At 73.4% G+C, this 21,109-nt stretch carries 14 protein-coding genes and 1 pseudogene; 6 read left to right on the top strand and 9 right to left on the bottom strand.

The window, feature by feature from the left end; genetic code table 11:
- Positions 1-104: 104 nt before the first annotated feature.
- Together A6A25_RS09120 and A6A25_RS09115 are read left to right on the top strand one after the other, a co-directional pair.
- Complete coding sequence (locus A6A25_RS09120; protein ID WP_073887649.1) at positions 105-1,322, top strand: hypothetical protein; 1,218 nt, start codon at positions 105-107, stop codon at positions 1,320-1,322.
- Positions 1,323-1,618: 296 nt separating this feature from the next.
- Positions 1,619-2,728: a glycoside hydrolase family 43 protein gene (locus A6A25_RS09115; RefSeq protein WP_073887646.1), complete on the top strand. Its 1,110-nt coding sequence runs from the start codon at positions 1,619-1,621 to the stop codon at positions 2,726-2,728.
- 55 nt (positions 2,729-2,783) lie between these two features.
- On the opposite strand, the gene A6A25_RS09110 is transcribed toward A6A25_RS09115, so the two are convergent.
- Complete coding sequence (locus A6A25_RS09110; protein ID WP_073887642.1) at positions 2,784-3,944, bottom strand: M23 family metallopeptidase; 1,161 nt, start codon at positions 3,942-3,944, stop codon at positions 2,784-2,786.
- Between the two features lie 201 nt (positions 3,945-4,145).
- Between A6A25_RS09110 and A6A25_RS09105 the strand changes: the two genes are divergently transcribed.
- The gene (locus tag A6A25_RS09105; protein ID WP_073887639.1) at positions 4,146-4,970 is read left to right on the top strand and encodes a VOC family protein; all 825 of its coding nucleotides are present in this window, start codon (positions 4,146-4,148) and stop codon (positions 4,968-4,970) included.
- On the opposite strand, the gene A6A25_RS09100 is transcribed toward A6A25_RS09105, so the two are convergent.
- The 5 genes and pseudogenes from A6A25_RS09100 to A6A25_RS09085 all read right to left on the bottom strand — a co-directional run bounded on the left by A6A25_RS09100 (position 4,945) and on the right by A6A25_RS09085 (position 14,323).
- Positions 4,945-6,024, bottom strand: a complete 1,080-nt coding sequence (locus A6A25_RS09100; RefSeq protein WP_073887636.1) for a hypothetical protein — start codon at positions 6,022-6,024, stop codon at positions 4,945-4,947. The genes A6A25_RS09105 and A6A25_RS09100 overlap by 26 nt on opposite strands.
- Before the next feature lie 7 nt (positions 6,025-6,031).
- Positions 6,032-6,277: an acyl carrier protein gene (locus A6A25_RS46605; protein WP_241828566.1), complete on the bottom strand. Its 246-nt coding sequence runs from the start codon at positions 6,275-6,277 to the stop codon at positions 6,032-6,034.
- Between the two features lie 279 nt (positions 6,278-6,556).
- Positions 6,557-12,234 (bottom strand): annotated as a pseudogene (locus A6A25_RS46600) (SDR family NAD(P)-dependent oxidoreductase); the annotation flags it as partial.
- 52 nt (positions 12,235-12,286) lie between these two features.
- Positions 12,287-13,468 carry a geranylgeranyl reductase family protein gene (locus tag A6A25_RS09090; RefSeq protein WP_073887633.1) on the bottom strand — a complete coding sequence of 394 codons (1,182 nt, stop codon included), beginning with the start codon at positions 13,466-13,468 and terminating at the stop codon, positions 12,287-12,289.
- A gap of 258 nt (positions 13,469-13,726) precedes the next feature.
- Positions 13,727-14,323, bottom strand: a complete 597-nt coding sequence (locus tag A6A25_RS09085; protein ID WP_241828561.1) for an ArsR/SmtB family transcription factor — start codon at positions 14,321-14,323, stop codon at positions 13,727-13,729.
- 35 nt (positions 14,324-14,358) lie between these two features.
- Here A6A25_RS09085 and A6A25_RS09080 point away from each other — a divergent pair, with 35 nt between their 5' ends.
- Both A6A25_RS09080 and A6A25_RS09075 read left to right on the top strand, forming a co-directional pair.
- Entirely contained in the window at positions 14,359-16,242 is a 1,884-nt protein-coding gene (locus A6A25_RS09080; RefSeq protein ID WP_143193043.1) for a S9 family peptidase, read from the top strand.
- Positions 16,243-16,365: 123 nt separating this feature from the next.
- Positions 16,366-16,656 (top strand): hypothetical protein, encoded by a 291-nt coding sequence (locus A6A25_RS09075; protein ID WP_073887624.1) that lies wholly within the window; start codon positions 16,366-16,368, stop codon positions 16,654-16,656.
- Here the strand turns inward: A6A25_RS09075 and A6A25_RS09070 are convergent.
- Positions 16,640-17,542 (bottom strand): helix-turn-helix transcriptional regulator, encoded by a 903-nt coding sequence (locus A6A25_RS09070; RefSeq protein WP_073887621.1) that lies wholly within the window; start codon positions 17,540-17,542, stop codon positions 16,640-16,642. The two genes, A6A25_RS09075 and A6A25_RS09070, sit on opposite strands and share 17 nt — an antisense overlap.
- A 133-nt stretch (positions 17,543-17,675) precedes the next feature.
- Between A6A25_RS09070 and A6A25_RS09065 the strand changes: the two genes are divergently transcribed.
- Positions 17,676-18,599 (top strand): oxidoreductase, encoded by a 924-nt coding sequence (locus tag A6A25_RS09065; protein ID WP_073887618.1) that lies wholly within the window; start codon positions 17,676-17,678, stop codon positions 18,597-18,599.
- Positions 18,600-18,611: 12 nt separating this feature from the next.
- On the opposite strand, the gene A6A25_RS09060 is transcribed toward A6A25_RS09065, so the two are convergent.
- Both A6A25_RS09060 and A6A25_RS09055 read right to left on the bottom strand, forming a co-directional pair.
- Positions 18,612-19,613 carry a YdcF family protein gene (locus A6A25_RS09060; RefSeq protein WP_073887615.1) on the bottom strand — a complete coding sequence of 334 codons (1,002 nt, stop codon included), beginning with the start codon at positions 19,611-19,613 and terminating at the stop codon, positions 18,612-18,614.
- 25 nt (positions 19,614-19,638) lie between these two features.
- The gene (locus tag A6A25_RS09055) at positions 19,639-20,865 is read right to left on the bottom strand and encodes a DUF4032 domain-containing protein (protein ID WP_073887614.1); all 1,227 of its coding nucleotides are present in this window, start codon (positions 20,863-20,865) and stop codon (positions 19,639-19,641) included.
- Between the last annotated feature and the right edge of the window lie 244 nt (positions 20,866-21,109).

Genomic DNA, 21,109 nt, shown 5'->3' with positions numbered 1-21,109 from the left:
GATCCCCCACCCGGGTAGCCGACCGTCACGCGGTCCTGCCTCACGGTAGCCGTCCGCGTTCCGGAAGGCGCCGGACAGTTGGCGGCTTTCCTAGCGTTGGCCCCATGATCCCCACGAACAGCGCGCCGGCCGGCACCTCCCGGCGCGACCTGCTCCGGGCGCTGGTCGCGTGCGGCGCGATCACCGCTCTGCCGGTCGGCTTGGCCGCACCGGCGGTGGCCGACGCGGCGGCCGCCGACCCCTCGCTCGCCGGCTTCCACATCGGTGCCGACGGCCGGCTCCACACGACCGGCGCCGACTCCACCACCGCCGTCAGCTCCACCGTGATCGGCCCGCCCGGCGGCCACCTCAGCGCGGTCCGGCGGGCGGACGGCGGCGTCGCCGTGTTCACCATCGGCCACCACGGCGGCCTGGTCGCCGGGTTCACCAGCGCCACCGGCTCCGGCATGAGCTTCGTCCGGCATCCCCAGGGCGGCTTGGCCGCGCCGGGCGGCCGGATCGCGGCGGTCGAGGGGCAGGCGGGCACCCACGTCCACTTCACCGGCGCCAACGGTGCGATCCACCACGCCCTGTACTCGCGGTCGGGAAACGTCACCGTCGGGCCGGCGCCCTTGGTCCAGCCCGGCACCGTGTCGCCGTCCACTCCGCTGGCCGCGTTCGGGGTGGCTGACCGATTCGGGGTCGCTTACGTCGGCGGCAACGGGGGCGTGCACACCTCGGTGGGCCGGATGGGCACGGGGTCCGCCGGCCCGATCGCCGTCTGGACCACCACCGCGGCCACCCCGGCGAACGTGGCCGCGCAGGGTTCACCCGTGGCGGCCGCCTCGGGCGCGAACGGCGTCACGACCTTCTTCACCGGCACCGACGGACGGCTGTGGCGGATACCGTTCGCGGGCTTGACGCCGCAGCCAAGGGTGGCGCTGTCCGGAACCGGCGCCGTGCCGATCGGTGCGCACCTGGCCGCGACCATGGCCCCGACCGGTCAGTTCGTCGTCACCTACGCCGGGGCGGACGGTGCGATCAGGGCGGCCACCGACGCGTACGGCGGCGTGCCGGACCCGTGGACCATCACCGGTCCGGCGGTGCACGCCCCCGGCAACCCGCTGGCCCTGGTCTACGGCGGCAACGACTACCTCTACGTCGGCTGGTGCGGCCTCGACCGCTGGTTCTGGCTGATCTGGTGGTGGCTGCGCCGCCCGTTCCCCCTGCCACCGCCGCCGCCACCGGACCCGTACCACGACCTGCGCGAGATCAGGACGTCGTTCCCCACCCGCCAGAACTTCAACGTGGGCGTCGCGCTGACCGGCCTGGCCGCCGGCTGACCACCCACGACCAGCGCGGCCGCCCGATGGCACAGGGGCGTGGCGGCCTCTGGGGGGGTGGCCACGTCGGGTGGCGGCCGCGGCCACCCGGCGTGCGTCCACCCCGGCGGGCTCGTCGCCGGCGGGCTCGTCGCCGGCGGGTCAGGGCGACCGACCCCGCGCGGCACACCACCGGTCGGCCCACTCGGGCGCCGGTCGAGCCGTGTTACGTTCGCTGGGCGTGAGCCGTCCACGATCCACAGCCGCCGGAGGGCGTGCGGTCACGCGAGTGGTCCCCTGCACCGCTGAGGAGTCCCATGAGCTTCCCCTCCGGCATCGCCCGAACGATCAAACGCCTCACCGCGATCGCGGCCGTCGCCGCGCTCGCCCTCCCCGCACCACCGGCCTTCGGCGACGAGCCGACCGCGACCGACGCCTGCGAGTTCTCGGCACTGGGTCGAACCGGCCTGCGCGCCGCCGACCCGAGCGTGATCCGCGTCGGCGGCACCTACATCTCGGCGCAGGTCGGCGGTGGCGGCATCCAGGTGCGCCAGGCGTCGTCCCCGGACGGCCTGGCCGCCGCCACCCCACGCCTGGCCTGGCCGAACACCGCCAAGCTCGGCTCGGTGTGGGCGCCGGAAATCGTCCGCGACAACGGCCGCTACTACATCTACTTCACGGCGGGCAACGACGCGGCGCACCGCATGTACGCGATCAGCTCCAGCTTCCCGGACACCGGCTACACCCGCGAGGTCGAACTGGCCCTGCCCGGTGACCGGTGGGCCATCGACGGCGTTCCGGTGACGTTCAACGGCCAGCGCTACTTCATCTGGTCCGGCTGGGAGTGCACCACCAACGTCGAGCAGAACCTCTACATCGCCCGCATGTCCGACCCCCTCACGCCGGTCGGCAACCGCTACGTCATCTCGCAGCCCCGCGAGCCGTGGGAACGGGTGGTCGGCAACCCGTACATCAACGAGGCGCCCGAGGTCATCAAAGACCCCAACGGCCAGTTGCACGTCACCTACTCGGCCAACGGCAGTTGGAGCGAGCAGTACTGCATCGCGGACCTCCGGCTGCGCGCCGGTGGCGATCCCACCTACGTGTGGGACTGGTACAAGTCCAACGGCTGCCTGTTCGGCTCGAACCGGGCGACCATGATGACCGGGTGGGACCCCACGCTGTACGTCAACGGTCCGGGCCACCACACGTTCGTGCTGCTCGACGGCGACATCGCCACCAGTCCCCCGGCGGGCCCCAAGTTCCCGATGATGTACCACGCGGTGGCCAAGGGCACGCCGTACCACTGGGACAACCGCTACTGGTACACCGGCACGTTCGTCTGGTGGGGCAACACGACCTACCGCCGCGCCAACGTCCCGGGCCCGACCGCGGACACCGGCTGGAGCCTGAAGTTCTTCGAGTAGCGCCCGCACCTCCGCGGCCGGTGGGGTCCGGCCGCGGAGGGTTGCGGGCACCGGGTCAGCAGTAGCCGTTGACCGGGCCGTTGACGCCGGTCCACATGAACGCGTCGGTGACCCAGGTACCGTCCGACAGCCTGTTCCAGAGGCTGGTGGTGCCCCACCGCCCGGTGTGCGTGGTGCCGTTGGCGGAACAGGAGACGCTGACCGTGGCGCCGTCGTTGACGCTGCCGGCGAGGGCGTGACCGGTGCCGGGGCCGGTGCGCTTGTTGACGGTGCCGCCGCCGTTGGCGTCGATCACGCCCTGCGTGAAGCCGAGCGCGCCGTAGTTGTAGACGGAACCACCGGCGTACACGCGGGTGCTGCCGTGCAGTGCCGAGCCCTGGTAGGCCGACGCGCCGTTCTGCGGCACCCACTTGCCGAGGTTGTGGTCGGCGATGCCGACGTAGGCGCTGTTCTGCCGCAACCCGAAGTGCACGTGCCTGCCGGACGCGGCACCGCCGCACGTGACGTCCGTGCCGGTGTGGCCGAGGAACGTGCCCTGGCTGACGGCGGCACCGTTGACGTTGATGTTGTTCCACAGGTGGTAGTAGTCGGTGGCGTAGCCGCGGTCGTGGATGACGCGGACCCACCCGGTGCACATCGTGTAGGCGGTGCCGGCGCGGGTGGCGAGCACGCGCTGGTCGCCGCCCGCGAGGTCGAGGGAACTCCACGGCGCGGCGGCACCGGACCACCCGTGCGGCCCGCCCGGCATCGCCCAGGTCTGCCCCACCGCGAACGGCAGGGCCATGCCGGTGCGCAGGTCGCCGCCCGCGGCCGTGCCGAGCCCGCCGTCCTGGTCGACGAGCAGGGGGCGTTCCGCCGCACCGACGACCGGCGCGCGTCCGGTCAGCTCGGCGAACCTCGGTTCGCCCTCCAGCGCCACCGTCCACGCGCCGTCGGCGCGGTGGGCGACGAACAGCCAGCCGTCGGGCAACCGCGGCGAGCCGGCGGGGGTGGTGAGCACGGCGGTGCCGAACGCCCAGTCACCGTGCTGCCGTGCCGGTGTCACCACGGTGGAGCGGTCCGCCGTGACCATCGCGGCGGCGCGGTGGCGGACCTCGGCCACCACCGCGGAGGTGAGGTCTGGTGCGGGTGCGGGTGCGGCGGTCGCGGGTGTCCCGGCGATCGCGGTGGACAGCACCGCGGCGATGGTCGCCGCGGCTCGGGTTCGAACGGTCATGACGCCTCCGCAGGGAAGAGGTTTCAGGACCACCAGTATCGCGATCTCGGTGAGTAAATCACCCCCTAGATGGGTTACATGACGCTCTTTCACCGGCAGCTTCGTGCGGAAACCGAAGATCGTTTCACGACGCGCGGTTGTCGATGGCCGGGTTGAGCGTGGGCCCGGTTGCCGACAATCCCGCACGCGAAGGGTTCGATCATGGTGGTTCGCACGAGTTCGTGGCCCGTTGGCACGCCCTGCTGGGTCGACATCAGCACCGACGTCGACCGCGCCGTCGCCTTCTACGGCGGGCTGTTCGGCTGGGTGTTCGACATCGCCGGTCCCGAGTACGGCGGCTACGGCGTGGCGCTGAAGAACGACCACCCGGTGGCCGGCATCGGGCCCAAGCAGGACCCGGACCAGCCGTCGGAGTGGACGACCTACCTCGCCACCGAGGATGTCGCGGCGTCCGTCCAGGCGGTCACCGACGCGGGTGGCCAGGTCGCCTTCGGCCCGATGGTCGTCGGCGACAAGGGCACGATGGCCATCGCCGTCGACCCGGTCGGCGTGCTGTTCGGCCTGTGGCAGTCCGGCACCAACACCGGCGTGGACCTGGCCGACGAGCCCGGCAGCCTGGTCTGGAACGAGCACCTGAGCGGCGACGTCACCACCGCGAAGGACTTCTACGCCAAGGTGTTCGGCTGCACGTACAGCGAGGTCGAGGGCGCTGACGACTACTTCGCCATCGAGGTCCGCGGCGCCGAGCAGCCGGTCGGCGGCATCGGCGCGGGCGCGGGCGGCTGGCAGACCTACTTCCAGGTCGCCGACGCCGACGCGGCCGCCGAGAAGGTCGAGGCCTTGGGCGGCACGATCGCGGACGAGCCGGTCGACACACCGTACGGCCGCATGGTGAAGGCCGCGGACGACCAGGGCTCCACCTTCTTCATCATCGGCGTGCCCACCGTGACGCTTGGCTCTGGGTCGGGCGACCGCTTGCCTGATCGGTCGTCCGGAGTCGTCACGGGTCGCGTGGTGCGGCCTTGACGCCGTCGAGGACCGTTGTGCGGGGTTTGGCACGGGGTTTCGGGGTGCCGGTCCGGCCGGTCGATCCGCGCCGGGGTTGTGGCGGCACCTCGACTTCGGTCCCGCACTCGGCCGGGCCGTGCTGGAGGTGGGAGCAGAGCAGGACCGGGCCGGTGGTCGAGCGCACTTCGAGGGATCCGTCGGCGCGGGTGGTCACCGTGACGACGGCCGGGGTGGTCGTGGCGGTGTCGTCACGTCGGGCGTGGTCCCTGGTGTGGCGGCGGAAGGCCGTGGTGGCGATGGAGCCGAACGCCGCCAGCCACACCATCCCCAGCAGGGCGTAGCCCCACGACGCCTGGTCGGTGAAACCGGCGGCCGTGCCGGTCTGCATCGCGCCGTAGGTCGGCAGGAAGCGCACGACGCTCTGGTCCGACGACGGGTTGGTGACCGGGTTCTGGAACATCACCTCGACCAGGCTCACCATGATGATCACGAACATGCCCGCCAGCTCGGTCGACAGCACGAGCCCGAGCACGACACCCATGCCGCCGTAGGTCAGGCCGCTGACGAACAGGCTGAAGCCGACCAGCCACACCTGCCTGGGCTCCCAGTGCAGCGTCATGACGACGGCGGCGTACGCGGCGATCAAGCTCGACATCACCAGCAACCCCGCCAGCTTCGCGAGCAGCAGCGCGGAACGCGGGTAGCCGGCGAGCACGAGCCGCTGGTCGAACTCGCGCGATCGGCGGGTGGCGGAGAACATCATGAAGCCGACGATCAGCGTCACGGCGTTGAGCGCGCCCGAGACGGTGATCAGTTCGTCGGCCGCCACCGGCAACGCCCGCCCGGCCACCTGCGAGTGGTACCGGACCTGCCGGTCCGGCAGCACGGCCTTGACCAGGCCGATCCACGCCGGGATGAAGAACACCACCAGGGCCAGCGCGAGCCGGTTGCGCGCGTGCTGGGAGAGGTCGAACACGACCGCCTTCACCAACGCGGCACGCCACGTCGTCCGCTCACCCGAGAACGTGGTGACCGTGCCCACCTTCCGCACCAGCGTCGTCCACGCGGTCATCGGCCGTTCACCCGTTGCCGACCGGCGTCACCAGGGACGCGTCGATGTACCCGGCCAGTTCCGCCGGTGACGGGTGCGCCCAGACGTCCGCGGGTGTCAGCGCGATGTCCAGGTCGGTGTGGAGCCTGCGGGTGAAGGCGACGGCGAGCAGCGAGTCCAGCCCGAGGTCGGTGAACTTGGCGTGCGCGGCCACGGCGGACGGTTGGGCGCCCAGCAGGGCGGCGAGGGTGCGCACCACCGCGTCCTGCACCATCCCGGCCCGTGCCGGTCCCGGTGGTTCGAGGCGCAGGTCGAGGGCCGACGTCGCGTCACGCCGGTCGGCGTCCCCGGTGCGCAGGTCCGCCGGCAGCGGGTTGTCCAGCGCGTGGGGGAACGCGCGGTACAGCAGTTCGGGCTGGTAGTCGAGCACCCCGGTGTTGACGCGCTGGTGCCGCAGGAGCGCGGTCAGCGCGGCGAACCCGTCGGCGGTGGAGATGGTGTCGAACCCCCGTGCGGCGAAGTCCGTCGCCCGACCGGCCTCGCCCCAGGCGCCCCAGTTCACCGACAGCGTGGGCAGCCCCTGGTCGTGCCGCCACCGGGCGAAGGCGTCCACCCACGCGCCGGCCGCCGCGTAGTTGGCCTGCCCGGCGTTGCCCAGCATCGCCGACATGGAGGAGAAGATCACCAACCAGTCCAGCGGGACGTCCTCGGTGGCGTCGTGCAGGTTCACCAGGCCGGTGACCTTGGGGTGCCACGCGCGGGCCAACCGGTCACCGGTCATGGCGTCCAGCGGTGCGTCGTCGAGCACCACGGCGGTGTGCAGGACGCCACGCAGGTCCTCCCCCGCCGCGGCGACGAGGCGGCCGGCCGTGTCCGGGTCGGCCACGTCTCCCCGCACGACCACCACCTCACACCCGGTGGCCGTGATCCGGTCGAGCACGGCACTGGGCGCGAGTTCGCCGCGACCACCGAGGACCACCCGGCCCGCACCGGCCTCGGCCAGCCACCGGGCCGCCTCCAGGCCCAGACCCCGCGTGCCACCCGTGACGATGTAGGCGGCACCGCGGCGCACCGGGTGCTCCGGGGCGGGCTCGTGCACGCGCACCCGCTGCCCGACCGGTGGGAACGTCAGCGTGACGCGGCCGATGAGGTCACCGGAGGCGAGCTGCTTGAACGCTTCCGCCGCCTCGGTCACCGGCACGGTGGCGCTGGGCAGCAGGGGCAGGCCGCCGGCCGCGATCCCGTCCAGCACCCGCAGCATCACCGAGCGGAACACGGCCGGCTGCTCGTTGGCGGTCAGCACCAGGTCCAGCGCGGCGTAGGTGTTGCCGTGCCGGAACGTGCCGAGGTCGACGTGCGCGCCGTCGTACAGGTCGCGCTTGCCGATCTCGACGAACCGCCCGGCCGGGGCGAGCAGGTCCAGGGAGGCGCGCATGGCGCGTCCGCTCAGCGAGTTGAGCACGACGTCGACACCGCGCCCGCCGGTCACGTCGCGCACCTGCTGCGCGAAGTCCAGGCTCCGGGAGTCGAACACGTGCTCCACGCCGTGCTCGCGCAGGTAGCGGCGCTTGGCCTCGGTGCCCGCGGTGCCGATGACCTCGGCCCCGAGCAGCCGGGCGACCTCGACCGCGGCGAGCCCGGTGCCGCCGGCGGCGGAGTGCACCAGCACGGTCTCGCCCCGCCGCAGCCGGGCGAGGTCGTGCAGGGAGTGCCACGCCGTGATGTAGGTCAGCACCGAGGGGACGATGTCGACGGGGTCGAACCCGTCGGGCAGGCGCGCGGTCAGCTCGGCCCGGGCCAGGCAGTGGGAGGCCATCGAACCGCTGCCGTCCGCGATGACGCTGACGACCCGGTCACCGGGCCGCACTTCATCGACGCCGTCGCCGACCGCCAGCACCACGCCGGCGGCGTCCGAGCCGAGCGCGGGCAGGGTGCCGTCGTCGGTCGGGTAGACGCCCAGCGCCACCAGGATTTCACGGAAGTGCACGGTGCACGCCTCCGGGCGCAGCAGTACCTGCCCCGGTCCGGGCGTCGGCAGCGGTTCGCCGGTCCCGACCAGCCGCAGCAGGTCCAGGCCGCCGTCCTCGTCGGGCCGCAGGACGAACTCGTCGTCGCCCACCACCGCGTCGACCTCGCGGACCGTCCGCGGCGGCCGGTTCGGCAGCGGCGCGCGCGCCAGCCTGGCCGCGTACCGCTGGCCGGCACGCCAGGCGACCTCGTTCTCGGGTGTCCCGGCCAGCAGCTCGGCGACCAAGTCGGCCAGGTCCTCGGCCGTGCCGGTGTCGCTGTCGACCCAGGTCACCGCGGACTGCGGCTGTTCCACGGCGGCCACGCGCAGCAGCCCGCGCAACCCGCACACGCCGGGGTCGACCGGGTCGCCGTCGAGCACCGGTCGCGCGTTCCGGCTGACCGGCCACAGGCGGGGCGGTGAGCCGCGGTGCGCGTGCTCGCGCAGGAGCGCGGTCACCTCCACCACCCGGTCGAGGTCGTCCAGATCGCCCGTGGCGCACCACACGACGGCGGCGACGTCCTGATCCGGCACGGTCGAGGCGTCGGTGTGGACCGCGGTCCGCAGCCCCGCCTCGGACAACGCGGCCGCCACCCGGTCGGCGACGCCGTCACCGTCGCCAGGCTCCCCGACCACGACCCAGTCACCGGTCGGCGGCGTCGACGGCTGTTCCGGCAGGGGCAGCTGTCGCCAGGAGACCTCGAACAGCCGGGAGTCGAGCCGCGCGGTACCGGCCGTCGTCCCGGTGCTGCGGACGAAGTCCACGTCCTCCAGCGCGCCGACCCACTCCCCCGTCCCGTCGTAGAGGTCGGCGCGACCGGTCGCGGTGGTGCCGTCCCGCCGCACCTCGGCGCGGACCCACGTGATGCGGCCGGGATCGTCCGGCAGCACGACTTCGCCGATCGCGGTCGGCAGCCAGGGCGCGTCGCTGTCGTCGGGCTCGTCGCCGCGGACCAGGCCGGCGGCCACCGACAGCACGCACCCGTCGAACAGCACCGGGTGGACGCGCGGTGCCGCGGCCCGGATCTCGGCGTCGGTGGGCACGCGGAGGCGGGTGATCCCGTCGTCGGTGGTCGCGGTGATCGAGTGGAACGCGGTGCCGGTGTCCAGGCCGATCCGGCGGAACGCCGCGTACAGCTCCTCGGGCGAGTCCGGGTTCTCGGGCAGCGCCAGTGGTGGGCGCAGGTCGACCGGTTCCTCGTCGCGGGTGGCCGTCGCCGCGGCCACCCGGTCGCACCCGGCGCCGGTGTGCTGGACGACCTCGACCAGCACCCGGCGGTCGCTCCTGGTCGCCACCACGTGCAACGGCACCCGGCCGGCCAGCGGCAGCGCCCGCTCGAACCGCACGTCGGTCAGGCGCACGCGGTCCAGGCCCCGGTCCAGCAGTTCGGTCGACGCGGCCAGCACCAGCTCGACGTGCGCGGCGCCGGGCACCAGCGGCGTGCCGCGCAGGGTGTGCTGCGCCAGCCAGTCGGCGCGGTCCGTGCCCAGGTCGGCGCTCCACACGTGCCGCGTGCCGTCCTCGGCCTCGTGGTCGGGCACGGCCGACCGCTCACCCAGCCACAGGTGGGCCGCCGTGCCGCGGGACCCGTGCGCGCGTTCCTGCCAGTAGCGGGAGCGGTCGAAGGCCGTGGGCGGCAGGGTGGTCCGCGCTCCACCGCCGTTGACGGCCACGAGGTCCACCGGCACACCGGCCACGTGCAGCGCGGCGGCGGCCCGGCACAGCGCCTCGGGTCCGTCCACGTCGCGCGCCAGGGAGCCCGTGGTCACCACCGGCACACCCATCGCCAACGCCGTCTCCTCCACCGCCTGGGTCAGCAGCGGGTGCGGCGACAGCTCCAGGAACACCCGGTGCCCGTCCTCGACCAGCGCCCGGCAGGCAAGGTCGAAGCGCACCGGCGCACGCAGGTTCCGCGCCCAATAGGCACTGTCGAAGACCACCGGCTCGCGCGGCCCCACCGCGTGGAGTAGAACGGAGCCGTCGCCGGTGCTCCCCTCAGCCAGGACACCTCGGCGGCGATGTCGTCGAGGATCGGCTCGACCTGCGGCGAGTGCGCGGCGACCTGCACGGCGATGCGCTTGCAGAACACGCCTCGGTCCTGCCAGCGGCGCAGCAGCTCGTCCAGCGCCGGCCCGCTGCCCGCGACGACGGTGGACGCGGGCGCGGTCACCACCGCGACCGACACGCCCGGCACGTCGGCGATCTCGGCCTCGGCCCGCTCCACGGGCAGTGCGACCACGGCCATACCGCCGCCCGCGACCCGTTGCAGCAACGACGATCGGGCGAGGATGATCCGCAGGCCCTCCTCAGGGGTGAGGATGCCCGCCGCCACCGCCGCGGCGGCCTCGCCCATCGAGTGCCCGACCACCGCGGCCGGGCGCAACCCCCGCTCCCGCCACATCTCCGCCAGCGCCGCCTGCACCGTGAAGACCACGGGCTGGACGGCGTCCATCCGCTCCAGGTCCTCGCCGGAGGCCAGCAGCCGCCGCACCGGGACGCCCGCGGCCGAGGCGACGGCGTCGAGCCGGTCGACCACGCCGGTGAACGCGGGATCGCGGTCCAGCAGGTCGCGGGCCATGCCGGGCCACTGCGAGCCGTGCCCGGAGAACACCCACACCGGCATGCCGGGATCGGCGGTCGGCCCGGTGACGACGGCCGGGTGATCCTTCCCGTCGGCTGTCGCACGCAGGCCGTCGACCAGCCGGGCGCGGTCCGCCGCCACCACGCAGGCACGCGTGGACAGGTGGCTGCGGTGCGCGGCGAGGGTGTGCGCGACGTCCACCACCGGGTCGGCGGCGGCCTCGACGTGGTCGGCCAGGCGGCGCGCGGTGGCGGCCAGACCACCCGCCGACGCGGCCGACACCGGGCACACCACGGCCTGTGCGCGCCGGACCTCCGGGCGGCGGGCGGGTTCCGGCGCGGGCGGTGCCTGCTCGACGATGGCGTGCGCGTTGGCGCCCGTGACGCCGAACGCCGACACCCCGGCCCGGCGGGGGCGGCCACGGCCGTCCCAGGTGGTGGTGTCGGTGGGCACGACGAACCGGGTCCCGTCGGCGTCGATCGCGGGGTTCCACCGGGTGAAGTGCAGGTTCGCCGGGATGGTCCCCCGCCGCACCGCCAGCGCCGCCTTGATCAGGCCGAGCACGCCGGCCGCGCTCTCCGGGTGCCCGATGTTGGTCTTCAGCGAGCCCAACGCGCACCGACCACCGGCGGCACCGTAGGCGGCGCTCAGCGCGGCGAACTCGATCGGGTCCCCGACCGGGGTGCCGGTGCCGTGCGCCTCGACGTAGCCGATGTCCTCCGGCGTCACGCCCGCCTGGCGCATCGCCGCCTCGATCACCGCCTGCTGGGCGGCGCGGGAGGGCTGCGTGATGCCCTGCACGCGCCCGGCGTGGTTGATCGCCGTGCCGGTGATCACCGCCAATACCCGGTCGCCGTCCCGCTGAGCGTCGGCCAACCGCTTCAGCGCCACCACACCGCAGCCCTCGCCGCGCACGAAACCGTCCGCGCTCGCGTCGAACGCCGCGCACCGCCCGCGCGCGGACAGCGCACCGGCACGGGCGAACCCGACCAGCCCGCCCCACTCCAGCTGCACGGTCACCCCACCGGCCAGCGCGAGGTCGGCCTCGCCGTCGTGCAGGGAGCGGCACGCCAGGTGCACGGCCACGAGCGAGGAGGCGCAGGCGCCGTCCACGGCCAGGGACGGCCCGTTGACGTCGAGGATGTAGGAGATCCGGCCCGGCGCACCGGACGGCACCGCCGAGATGCCGTGGTAGACGTTGAAGTCCGCCAACGTGAACCGCTTGGCGTAGTCGGCACCGGAGATCCCGACGAACAGCCCGGTGCGGGAACCGGCCAGCGAGCGCGGCGGCACACCCGCGTCCTCCAGCGCCTCCCAGGTGGTCTCCATCAGCAGCCGGTGCTGGGGGTCCACACTGGCCGCTTCGCGCACGGGCACGCCGAAGAAACCGGGGTCGAACCCGTCGACGCCGTCCAGGAACGAGCCGCCGCACAGGGCGGCCGAGCCCGCGAGGTCGGCGGGCACCACGCGTTCCTCCTCCGACCACCGCCCGCCGGGGTCCGACCCGGCCACGACGTCGCGCCGGTCCAGCAGCAGGCGCCACAGCTCCTCGGCCGAGGTCACCCCGCCGGGGGCGCGGCACGCCGTGCCGATGATCGCCACCGGGGTCTGCCGACTGGTGCCCGGGTTGTCGTCGTCCATGCTCGGGTTCCTCCTGGTTTCAGGTCCTCGTCGGGAGATCCGCGGTGCGTGCTCAGGTGAACAGGTCCACCGCCTTGAGGGCCGCGCGGGCGACGGGCGTGCCCAGCACGGCCGGGATCGTGGTGACGCCACCGAGGTACGAGTCGACGCGGCGCCACACCGGCGGGCAGGCGGTCAACGCGGTGTGCACCACCCCGGGGCGCCGGGTGAAGACGTCCATGACCCGGCGGGAGGCGAGCATCTCGACCTCCAAAGTGGACCGCAGCGCCCGCGTGTACTCGTGGCGTGCGCGCTCCAGGTCCGCCGGGCACTCCGCCCGCGCGATCGCCGCCGCCGCGTCACCCGCTCGCGCGCCCGAGCGCAGCGCGAACGAGATACCCTCCCGCGACCACGGGTCGCACAGGCCCGCGGCGTCACCGGCCACGAGCGTGCGGCCGCGCGCCAGCGGCGAGTCGGGACGGCGGCACTTGGTCAGGTGACCGGTGTCGTGCAGCGGCGTCACGTCCGCCAAACCGTGGCGCCGCAAGAACTCCCGCAGGTACGCCTTCGTGGCCTCACCCTGCCCGCGCGCCGCGACCACGCCGGCCGTGCAGATGTCGCCCTTGGGGAACACCCAGCCGAACGAACCGGGCAGCGGACCCCACTCCATCAACATGCGGCCACGCCACCTCGACGCGGCACCCGTTTCGACCGGGACCTCGACCTCCAGCGCCAGGTCCACCTGCTCGCAGCGCACACCGACGTGGCGGCCCACCCGACCGGCGGTGCCGTCAGCGCCCACCACCGCACGCGCCCGGACCCGCTCACCACCGCCGGTGCGCACGACGACCTCACCGGCCGCGTCCTCCAGTGCCGCCACCGGCGTCCGGTCCGCCACCACGACACCGGCCTCGGCGGCGACCTTCGTGAGCGCGGCGTCCAGCTCGTCGCGGAAGACCATCTTGCAGCGCATCCCCGCGGTGGAGGGGAGAGTGCGTTCACGCCGTCCCCGCAGCCCGAAGGTCACCGCTTCGACCTCGTCCCGGACCGTGACGCCGAGCCCGGCCGGCAGGAACTCCTGCGCACAGCCGATCAGCCCGCCACCGCAGGTCTTGTACCGCGGTACGGCGGCGCGTTCGAGCAACAGCACGCCGCACCCGGCCTCCGCCGCCACCCGGGCCGCCGTCGCACCGGCCGGTCCGGCGCCGACCACCACCACGTCCCACAGCCGCCCGCCGAATCGATCCTCCGCCATCCGGTCACCGTTCCTCGAGCGAAGGCCGGCCGCGGTGTCGCGTCCGGCGCGGGACGAGCCGCTCGAACGTAACAACGGCACCGAGTCGCACGCAGGGCCACCGAGGGCGATTAAGCCTGCGAGGTCAACGGGTCACCCGGGACGGGATCACGGCCGTCACCAGGTGTCACGTGGACCGCGTCACGCCCTCGACGGGAAGCCCGAACGCGGCAACTTGCCGCCGGCGGCGTATTTCCGGGCGGAACCAGGTTTATCCGGTCAACGCTCGGGACGCGCGACCAAGGACCACAGGTAGCTCAACGGTTCGCCGTCCGGTTCGTCGCGCTCGACGAACTCGGTGATCAGCGCGAGCATCCGGGCGTTGAGCTCGGCCTGTGACGCGGCGTTGAGTCGCATCACTCCCCTGGCCGTCTCGCGGTTGGCGTCCGGCCCGGCTTCCAGCACCTCGGCGCGGTGCGCGGCGAGCATGGCGAGGTCCACGCGCTGGGCCAGGCCCTCGCCCTCGGCGTCGACCAGCCCGAGCCGCCAGGTCCGCCCGGTCGCCCGGTACGGCCGCTCCAACGCGCCGCGCGTGCCGCTGCGCACCGGTTCCGGTGCCAGGAAGTCGTTCTTCACCAACGCGCGCACGTGCCGCAGCACGGTCGCCGGCGCCATGCCGAGCCGGTCCGACAGCTCCTTGTTGGTCAACGCCCGGTCGAAGCACAACCGCAGGATGCGCCAGCGCAGCGGGTGCGCGAGCGCCTTCAGCTCCTCGACCGTGGCATCGCGGGCGGGTTGATCGGGCAGGGCCGGCACGCCGCAGAGGCTAACCCACCCGGCCTTGCCGTGCGCGCCAGTGGTTTGATTCACTGTCATCGATTGCACTTTGTGAAATCACTCAAGGGGTGACCGTGGACGCACCGGCAGCGGCGGGCTGGACCGACTTCGAGTGGCTGACCGGCGCGGAGCCCAGCCCGGACGGCAAGGGAGTGGCCTACCTCAGCGACGCCTCCGGTCGCCCCCAGCCGTGGGTACTGCCGCTGAACGGCACCGCGCGGCACGTGGAAGTGCCCGGGTCGGTCAGCCGGTGCGTGTGGCGGCCGGACGGCGCGCGGCTGCTCGTGCTGACCGACCTCGACGGCGGCGAGGACTTCCGGCCGGCCGAGGTCGACCCGTGGACGGGCGAGGTCGAGTGGCTGGTCGCGGAGGAAGGTGTGCGGTGCGAGATCGGCACGCCGCACGGCGGCACGGGGCGACCCTACAACGCCGACGGCACGCTGCTCGCCTACGCCTCCAACGCCCGTGACCGCGAGGTGTTCGACGTGCTGGTGCGCGACCTGCGCACCGGTGACGAGCGGATCGTGCTGCGCGGCGACGACCGCTACCTGCCGATGGGCTTCTCCCCCGACTCACGGCTGCTGCTCGTGCTGCGGCTGCACCAGAACACCGAGCACGACCTGTTCCTGTGCGACCTGGCCACCGATGAAGTCCGGCTGCTCACCCCGCACGACGGCCCGGCGAAGTACGAGCCGGTGGCGTGGCTGCCCGACTCGTCCGGCGTCTACCTGTGCACCACGCACGGCCGGGACTTCCTCGGTCTGGCGGTGCTGTCCACGAACGGTGAGCTGACCTGGATCGACACACCGGAGTCCGATGTGGAGGGTGCCGCGCTGTCACCGGACGGCACGCGGTTGGCGTGGGGCCTCAACGAGGACGGCTACACCCGGCTGCGCTGGTCGGAGGTGGACGGCACGCCCCGGGACGTCACCGGGCTCCCGCGCGGTGTCGCCGTGGTCGAGTTCGGCATCGACGGGTACGCCCCGCGGTTCACGGCCTCCGGTGAGCTGCTGGTGCAGCTCGGGCGCCCGGACGCGGCGACCGACCTGTTCCTGGTCGACCTCCCGGGCGGCGAGGCCAGGCAGCTCACCGACTGCGGTGCCCGGCTGCCGGGCCCGATCGTGCCGCCGACGATCGTCCGCGCGGTCGGTGCCGATGGCGAGACCGTGCCCTGCCTGCTCTACCAGCCGCCCACGGCGGACGCGGACCGCCGGGCACCGGTCGTGGTGGCCGTCCACGGTGGACCGGAGTGGCAGTCGCGCCCGGTGTTCGAGCCGGTGGTGCAGGCGCTGCTGGCGCGCGGGATCGGTGTGCTGGCACCGAACATCCGCGGTTCGTCCGGCTACGGGATGCGCTACCAGCGGTTGATCTACCGCGACTGGGGTGGCGGCGACCTGGCCGACCTGGAGGCGGCGGTGCGGCTGCTCGACGACGTGCCGTGGGCGGACGCGTCCCGGCTTGGCGTGCACGGCGCGTCGTACGGCGGGTTCGCCACGCTCGCGTGCCTGACCCTGCTGCCGGACCTGTGGCGGGCCGGTGTGAGCGAGTGCGGCCCGTCGGACCTGCTCAACGACATCCGCGGGTTCCCCCCGACCTGGCGCAAGCGGGCCGTCGACTGGATCGGCGACCCCGACGACCCGGCCGACGTGGCGCTCCTCACCGCGCGCAGCCCGCTCGAGAACGCGCACCGGCTCACCGCGCCGGTGCTGATCATGCACGGCGAGAACGACGCGAACGTCAACCCCGCGGAGTCCGAGCGGATGTACCGCAGGCTGCGTGAACTGGGCAAACCGGCCTGGCTCGTGCTGCACCCCGGTGTCGGGCACGGCATCGACCGGGCCGGTCTCGCCGACACCGTCGAGCTGATCGTGTCCTGGTTCGCCGAGCACCTCCGCAAACGACCCGACAGCGGCTCCACAGGCGACGCACAGGAACCGGGGTCATGGTGGACGGCATGACCCCGATCCACGACCGCGGCCTCGCCTTCGACCTGGCCACGTTGACCCGCAGGCGGGCCCTCGCCCTGTTCGGCGGCGTGGGGCTCGGCCGGGATCACGTCACCGCACTCGGCCGCGCTGGAAGTGGAGGTCGAGCTGGACGACGGGGTGCCGCCGGTGGCGCACGCGGTCAGCGAGCGCCTGGCCGAGGCGACCAAGGCGGGCGCGAAGATCACCACGTCCCAGCTCGCGCTGCCGGAGCAGGTGTGCAAGACCGTCTACGGCACCACCGGGTACGTGCAGAGCGTGCGCAACATGGCGCGGACGTCGTTGGCGGACGACACGGTGTTCCGCGACGGGCACGACGAGCAGCTGGCCGACGTGACCGGGGACGTGGCGGGCGGCTACACGGCCTCGCTCACGATGACCGTGTGACGTTGCGGGGTTCGGTGTCGGGTCCGGTCGTCCGGGTGCGGGTCGCGTGCAGGGAGGCCAGCAGCTGGAGGCGGTCGGCGTCCGCGGTGCCGGGTTCGGCGGTGTAGACCAGCAGCACCGGGCCGGGGTTGCCCGGCAGCGGGTAGGTGTCCCACGTGAGGGTGAGCTTGCCGACCTCCGGGTGGTGGAACAGCTTGGCGCCGTGGACCGATTCGCGCACCTCGTACCGGGCCCAGAGCCGCCGGAACTCCGCGCTGTGGATGCTCAGCTCGCCGATGATCGCCGTGGCGCGCGGGTGGGTCGGGTCGGCGGCGACGGCGGTGCGCAGCATCCCGATGTACTGCAGGGCGAACCCCTCCCAATCGGCGCAGCGCAACCGGGTCTCCGGGTCCCGGAACAGCCCGACGAGCAGGTTGCGCTCCGCGGGCGGCAGGCCGGCCGGATCGCCGAGCAACGCCGCGGCGAGCGGGTTCCAGGCGAGCACGTCGAGGTGGCGGCCCAGCACCAGCCCCGGTGTGCCGAGGGCGTGCAGCAGGTGCCGGGTGCTGTCCGGCACGTGTTCGGGGCCGCGTCGCGGGTGGGTGGGCACCGACCGCCGTGCCGCGCGGGCGAGGGTGAACAGGTGCCGTCGTTCCCCGTCGTCGAGGTTCAGCGCGGTGGCGAGGGCGTCGAGGACGCCGTCGGAGGGCCTCACCTCGCGGCCCTGCTCCATGCGCTGGTAGTAGTCGGTGCTCAACCCGGCCAGCAGGGCGAGCTCCTCCCGCCGCAGGCCGGCCACCTTGCGCCGCCCTCCCGGCTCCAGCCCCACGTCCTGCGGGCGCAGCCGGTTCCTCCGGGAGCGGAGGAAGTCCCCCAGCTCGCGTGCGTACGGGTGCTCGTCGGCCATGTCCACCAGTGTGCGGTGCGGCCGTGAGGTGAAGGTAGGTCTGGTATTCCCAGGCAGGCGGGTACGCCGCAACCGCGCCGGAGGGTCCATAACGTCGTGGTCATCACCCGTCGACACCTCTGGGGGCACCGCCATGACCAAGTGGAACGCCAGTCACATCCCCGACCAGCGCGGCCGGGTCGCCGTCGTCACCGGCGCGAACTCCGGGCTCGGCCTGGCCACCGCGACCGAGCTCGCCCGGCACGGGGCACGGGTCGTGCTCGCGGTGCGGGACCCGGACGCCGGTGCCCGCGCGGCCGCCGCGATCCGGGGCTCCGTCACCGGGGCCGAACTGGACGTGCGCCGGCTGGACCTGGCCTCGCTGGCGTCGGTCCGCGCGTTCACCGACGCGCTGCTCGCCGACGTGCCGGCGATCGACCTGCTGGTCAACAACGCGGGCGCGGTCCTGCTCGGCCCGCCCCGCACGACCGCCGACGGGTTCGAGCTGCACCTCGGGACCAACGCGCTGGGTCACTTCGCCCTCACCGGCCTGCTGCTCGACGCGCTGGGCCGCGCCGACGCGCCCAGGGTGGTCAGCCTCAGCTCGGTCACCCACAAGAACGCCCACCTCGACTTCGACGACCTGATGTCCGAGCGCGATTTCGACGCCGCCCGCGCGTACGGCCGGGCCAAGCTCGCCACCACCGTCCTCGGCCTCGAACTCGACCGGCGCCTGCGCGCCACCGGCTCCCCGATCGTCAGCGCCCTCGCCCACCCCGGCGTGACCAACACCAATCTGACCTCACGCGCGTGGCAGGACCGCGGCCGACTGGCCCGGACGATCATCCCCCGCCTCTTCGTGGCCGTCACCCAACCGGTGGACCGGGGCGTCCTGCCCCAACTCCACGCCGCCACCGCACCCGACGTCCGCGGCGGCCAGTTCTTCGGCCCCGCCGGTCCCTGGGAGGTGCGCGGCCACGTCACCGAGGTCCGTCCCAGCCGCGAAGCCGCCGACCTCGACGTCGGCCGCCGGCTCTGGGCCGAGGCGGAGAAGCTGACCGGCGTCACGTACCTCTGACGCCATCCCCGGTCAGGGGGTGAGGGTCAGCAGCAGGTGCAGGCCGACCAGCAGGCCGCACGTCACGGTGTGCACGACCGGGTTGTGGGTGAGCAGGGCGGCGAACTCGCGGAGGAAGGCGCTGGGCAGGAAGTACCACGCGGTCGGCGCGCCGATGATCTGCGTCCGCAGCCGGAGCCGGCGAGCCAGGACGGCGGCGCGGAAGACGTGGAAGTTGTTGGTCACGGCGACCGCGCGGCCGGTCCAGCCGCGCTCGGAGAGGAGCCGAGCGCTGTACGCCAGGTTCTGCTCGGTGGTCGTCGCGCGGTCCTCCAGCACGATCAGCTCGTCGGGCACGTCGCGGCGCCGCAGGTAGTCGCGCATCGCCGCCGCCTCGGACACCGCCTCGTCCGGCCCCTGCCCGCCCGAGACGACGAGCAGCGGCGTGCGGCCCGCGGCGACCTCGCGGTGGTACAGGTGCAGGCCCCGGTCCAGCCTGGCGGCCAGCAGCGGTGGCACGCGGTCACCGATCAGGCCCGCGCCGAGCACCACGATCGCGTCGAAGCCCGTCCGGCGGCCGATGCTGCCGTACACGATCGAGTACAGCAGCAGGCTGACGAACAGGAACGCGACGTACGCCGCGACGATCAGCAGCGACCCGATCACCGCGTCGACCACCGGTCCGGTGTGCGCGGTGGCGAAGCCGAACGCCGCCACCACGCCGAAGATCGCCAGCCCGGCCAGCAGCGACAGCAGGTTCGCCAGGCGGAAGCCCTCGCGGCGCAGCATCAGCACGCCGTTGGCGATCAGCGCGCACGGCAGCACGAAACCCAGGCACAGCAGCACGGCCACCAGCGCGTACCCGACGATCACGGCGGACCACCCGCCGTTGACCGAGGCGCGGAACACCAGCCACAGCACCAGGAACACCAGCGTCACGCCGAGCCACACCGCGTTGCCGAGCCGCCGCCGGTCCCTGATCACGCCGACCACGAAGAACGAGGCGGTCACGAGCGCCGCGATGCCGAAGATCATGCGGGCCAATGTAGACGGCCGTCGGTCACTCGAAGTCGTCGTCCGTGAACCCGCTGTCCGACGCCTCCCGACCAGGTAGCACGGTGGCGAGGTAGGAGCGCAGGGCTGCGGTGGTGCCGACGTCGCGGCCCGCGTTCTCGGACAGGAACCAGCGGTGCACCAGCACCTCGTGGAACAGCTCCGCCGGCGCCAGCACGCCGAGCAGGTCGCGCGGCACGGCGGCCACGACCGGGTCGTAGACCTCGTTGCGCCACAGGTGGCCGGCCGTCGTCTCGGGGACGGGCGCGCCGTCGCGCTGCTCCAGGTAGGCGCGGAACGAGCGCAGGTCGTTGAGCAGGCGCCTGGCCTGGCCCTCCTGCACCTCCAGGCCGGTGAGCTTGAACAGCTCGCGGCGGCTCTGGCCGATCTCGGCGACCCGGATGTCCACCCGCAGCCGCGCGCCGCTGTCGGAGGTGACCAGCTCGACCTCGCCGACGTCGAAGCCGAGGTCGTTGAGCCGGCGGAGGCGTTCGGCGACCCGGTAGCGCTGCTCGTCCAGCCGGAAGAACTCCTCGCGGGTCACCTCGTCCCACAGCGCCGCGTACCGCTCGGGCACGCTGTCGGCCACCGCGATCGGGTCGATGTCTGGTGGCAGCAGGCCGCCGGCTTCGAGGTCCATCAGCTCGCCGCCGATGCGCTCGCGGGCCAGGTCGACGTCGTAGGTGCGCTGGCCGGCGGACAGCTGCGGGTGCCGTTCGACGGTCTCGGCGTCGACCAGGTACGCGGCCAGGTTGCCCGCGTCGAGCCGGAACAGCGTGTTCGACAGCGAGCAGTCGCCCCAGAACGTGCCGGACAGGTGCAGCCGGACCAGCAGCTCGACCAACACCCCCACGAGTCGGTCGGCCGAGTGCTCCACGCGCGGGCTGGAGAACAGATAGCGGTAGGACATCGAGTGGTCGAGGTAGCGGGTGACCAGGATGGCCTGCTGGTCGTCCGGGCGGTCGACGCACAGCCCGAGCACCGACACCGAGGGCATGCCCTCCCGCTCCAGCTCGCCCAGCACGGCGTACTCGTGGCGGGCCAGCGGCTCGGCGATCTCCTTGAGCGCGTACACCCGACCCTCGCTGGCCACGAACCGCACGACGTGCCGCGAGATGCCGCGTTGCGGGACGGTCAGCAGCAGCTTCTCGTCCCACTCCTCCAGGGGCTGGGCCCACGGCAGTGCGAGCAGTCCACCGGCCTCGGCGGCGGGTGGGCGGAAGAGGAATCGCATGGGCTCCCCGTGGCTGGTGCGCGGACGACGCCGAAACTACCCGGTCGCGGTGCCGTGCAGCCAGGCGATGTGGCCTGGTCGTCACGATCAAGAACGCCGACCCTCGCGTTCGACGGCGACGTTTGGACACGACCAAGCGCCTTCACGCCTCCAGGTGAACCCGAACGCGCGGTCGTGTCGTGAAGCGTTACGCCATCAGTTGTCCCGGGTGCCCGGTCGGCTGAACATTCACCCCCACCCGCCT

Origin of the sequence: Saccharothrix sp. CB00851 (assembly GCF_001905065.1) — a bacterium.
Taxonomy (GTDB): domain Bacteria; phylum Actinomycetota; class Actinomycetes; order Mycobacteriales; family Pseudonocardiaceae; genus Actinosynnema.
This window is presented reverse-complemented; position numbering and strand designations above follow the sequence as displayed.

Excerpts from the sequence above, each read along its gene's own strand:
- A6A25_RS09120 (WP_073887649.1), top strand. The coding sequence starts at position 105 with ATGATCCCCACGAACAGCGCGCCGGCCGGCACCTCCCGGCGCGACCTG.
- A6A25_RS09115 (WP_073887646.1), top strand. The coding sequence starts at position 1,619 with ATGAGCTTCCCCTCCGGCATCGCCCGAACGATCAAACGCCTCACCGCG.
- A6A25_RS09110 (WP_073887642.1), bottom strand. The coding sequence starts at position 3,944 with ATGACCGTTCGAACCCGAGCCGCGGCGACCATCGCCGCGGTGCTGTCC.
- A6A25_RS09105 (WP_073887639.1), top strand. The coding sequence starts at position 4,146 with ATGGTGGTTCGCACGAGTTCGTGGCCCGTTGGCACGCCCTGCTGGGTC.
- A6A25_RS09100 (WP_073887636.1), bottom strand. The coding sequence starts at position 6,024 with ATGACCGCGTGGACGACGCTGGTGCGGAAGGTGGGCACGGTCACCACG.
- A6A25_RS46605 (WP_241828566.1), bottom strand. The coding sequence starts at position 6,277 with ATGGTGCAGGACGCGGTGGTGCGCACCCTCGCCGCCCTGCTGGGCGCC.
- A6A25_RS09090 (WP_073887633.1), bottom strand. The coding sequence starts at position 13,468 with ATGGCGGAGGATCGATTCGGCGGGCGGCTGTGGGACGTGGTGGTGGTC.
- A6A25_RS09085 (WP_241828561.1), bottom strand. The coding sequence starts at position 14,323 with ATGACAGTGAATCAAACCACTGGCGCGCACGGCAAGGCCGGGTGGGTT.
- A6A25_RS09070 (WP_073887621.1), bottom strand. The coding sequence starts at position 17,542 with ATGGCCGACGAGCACCCGTACGCACGCGAGCTGGGGGACTTCCTCCGC.
- A6A25_RS09065 (WP_073887618.1), top strand. The coding sequence starts at position 17,676 with ATGACCAAGTGGAACGCCAGTCACATCCCCGACCAGCGCGGCCGGGTC.
- A6A25_RS09060 (WP_073887615.1), bottom strand. The coding sequence starts at position 19,613 with ATGATCTTCGGCATCGCGGCGCTCGTGACCGCCTCGTTCTTCGTGGTC.
- A6A25_RS09055 (WP_073887614.1), bottom strand. The coding sequence starts at position 20,865 with ATGCGATTCCTCTTCCGCCCACCCGCCGCCGAGGCCGGTGGACTGCTC.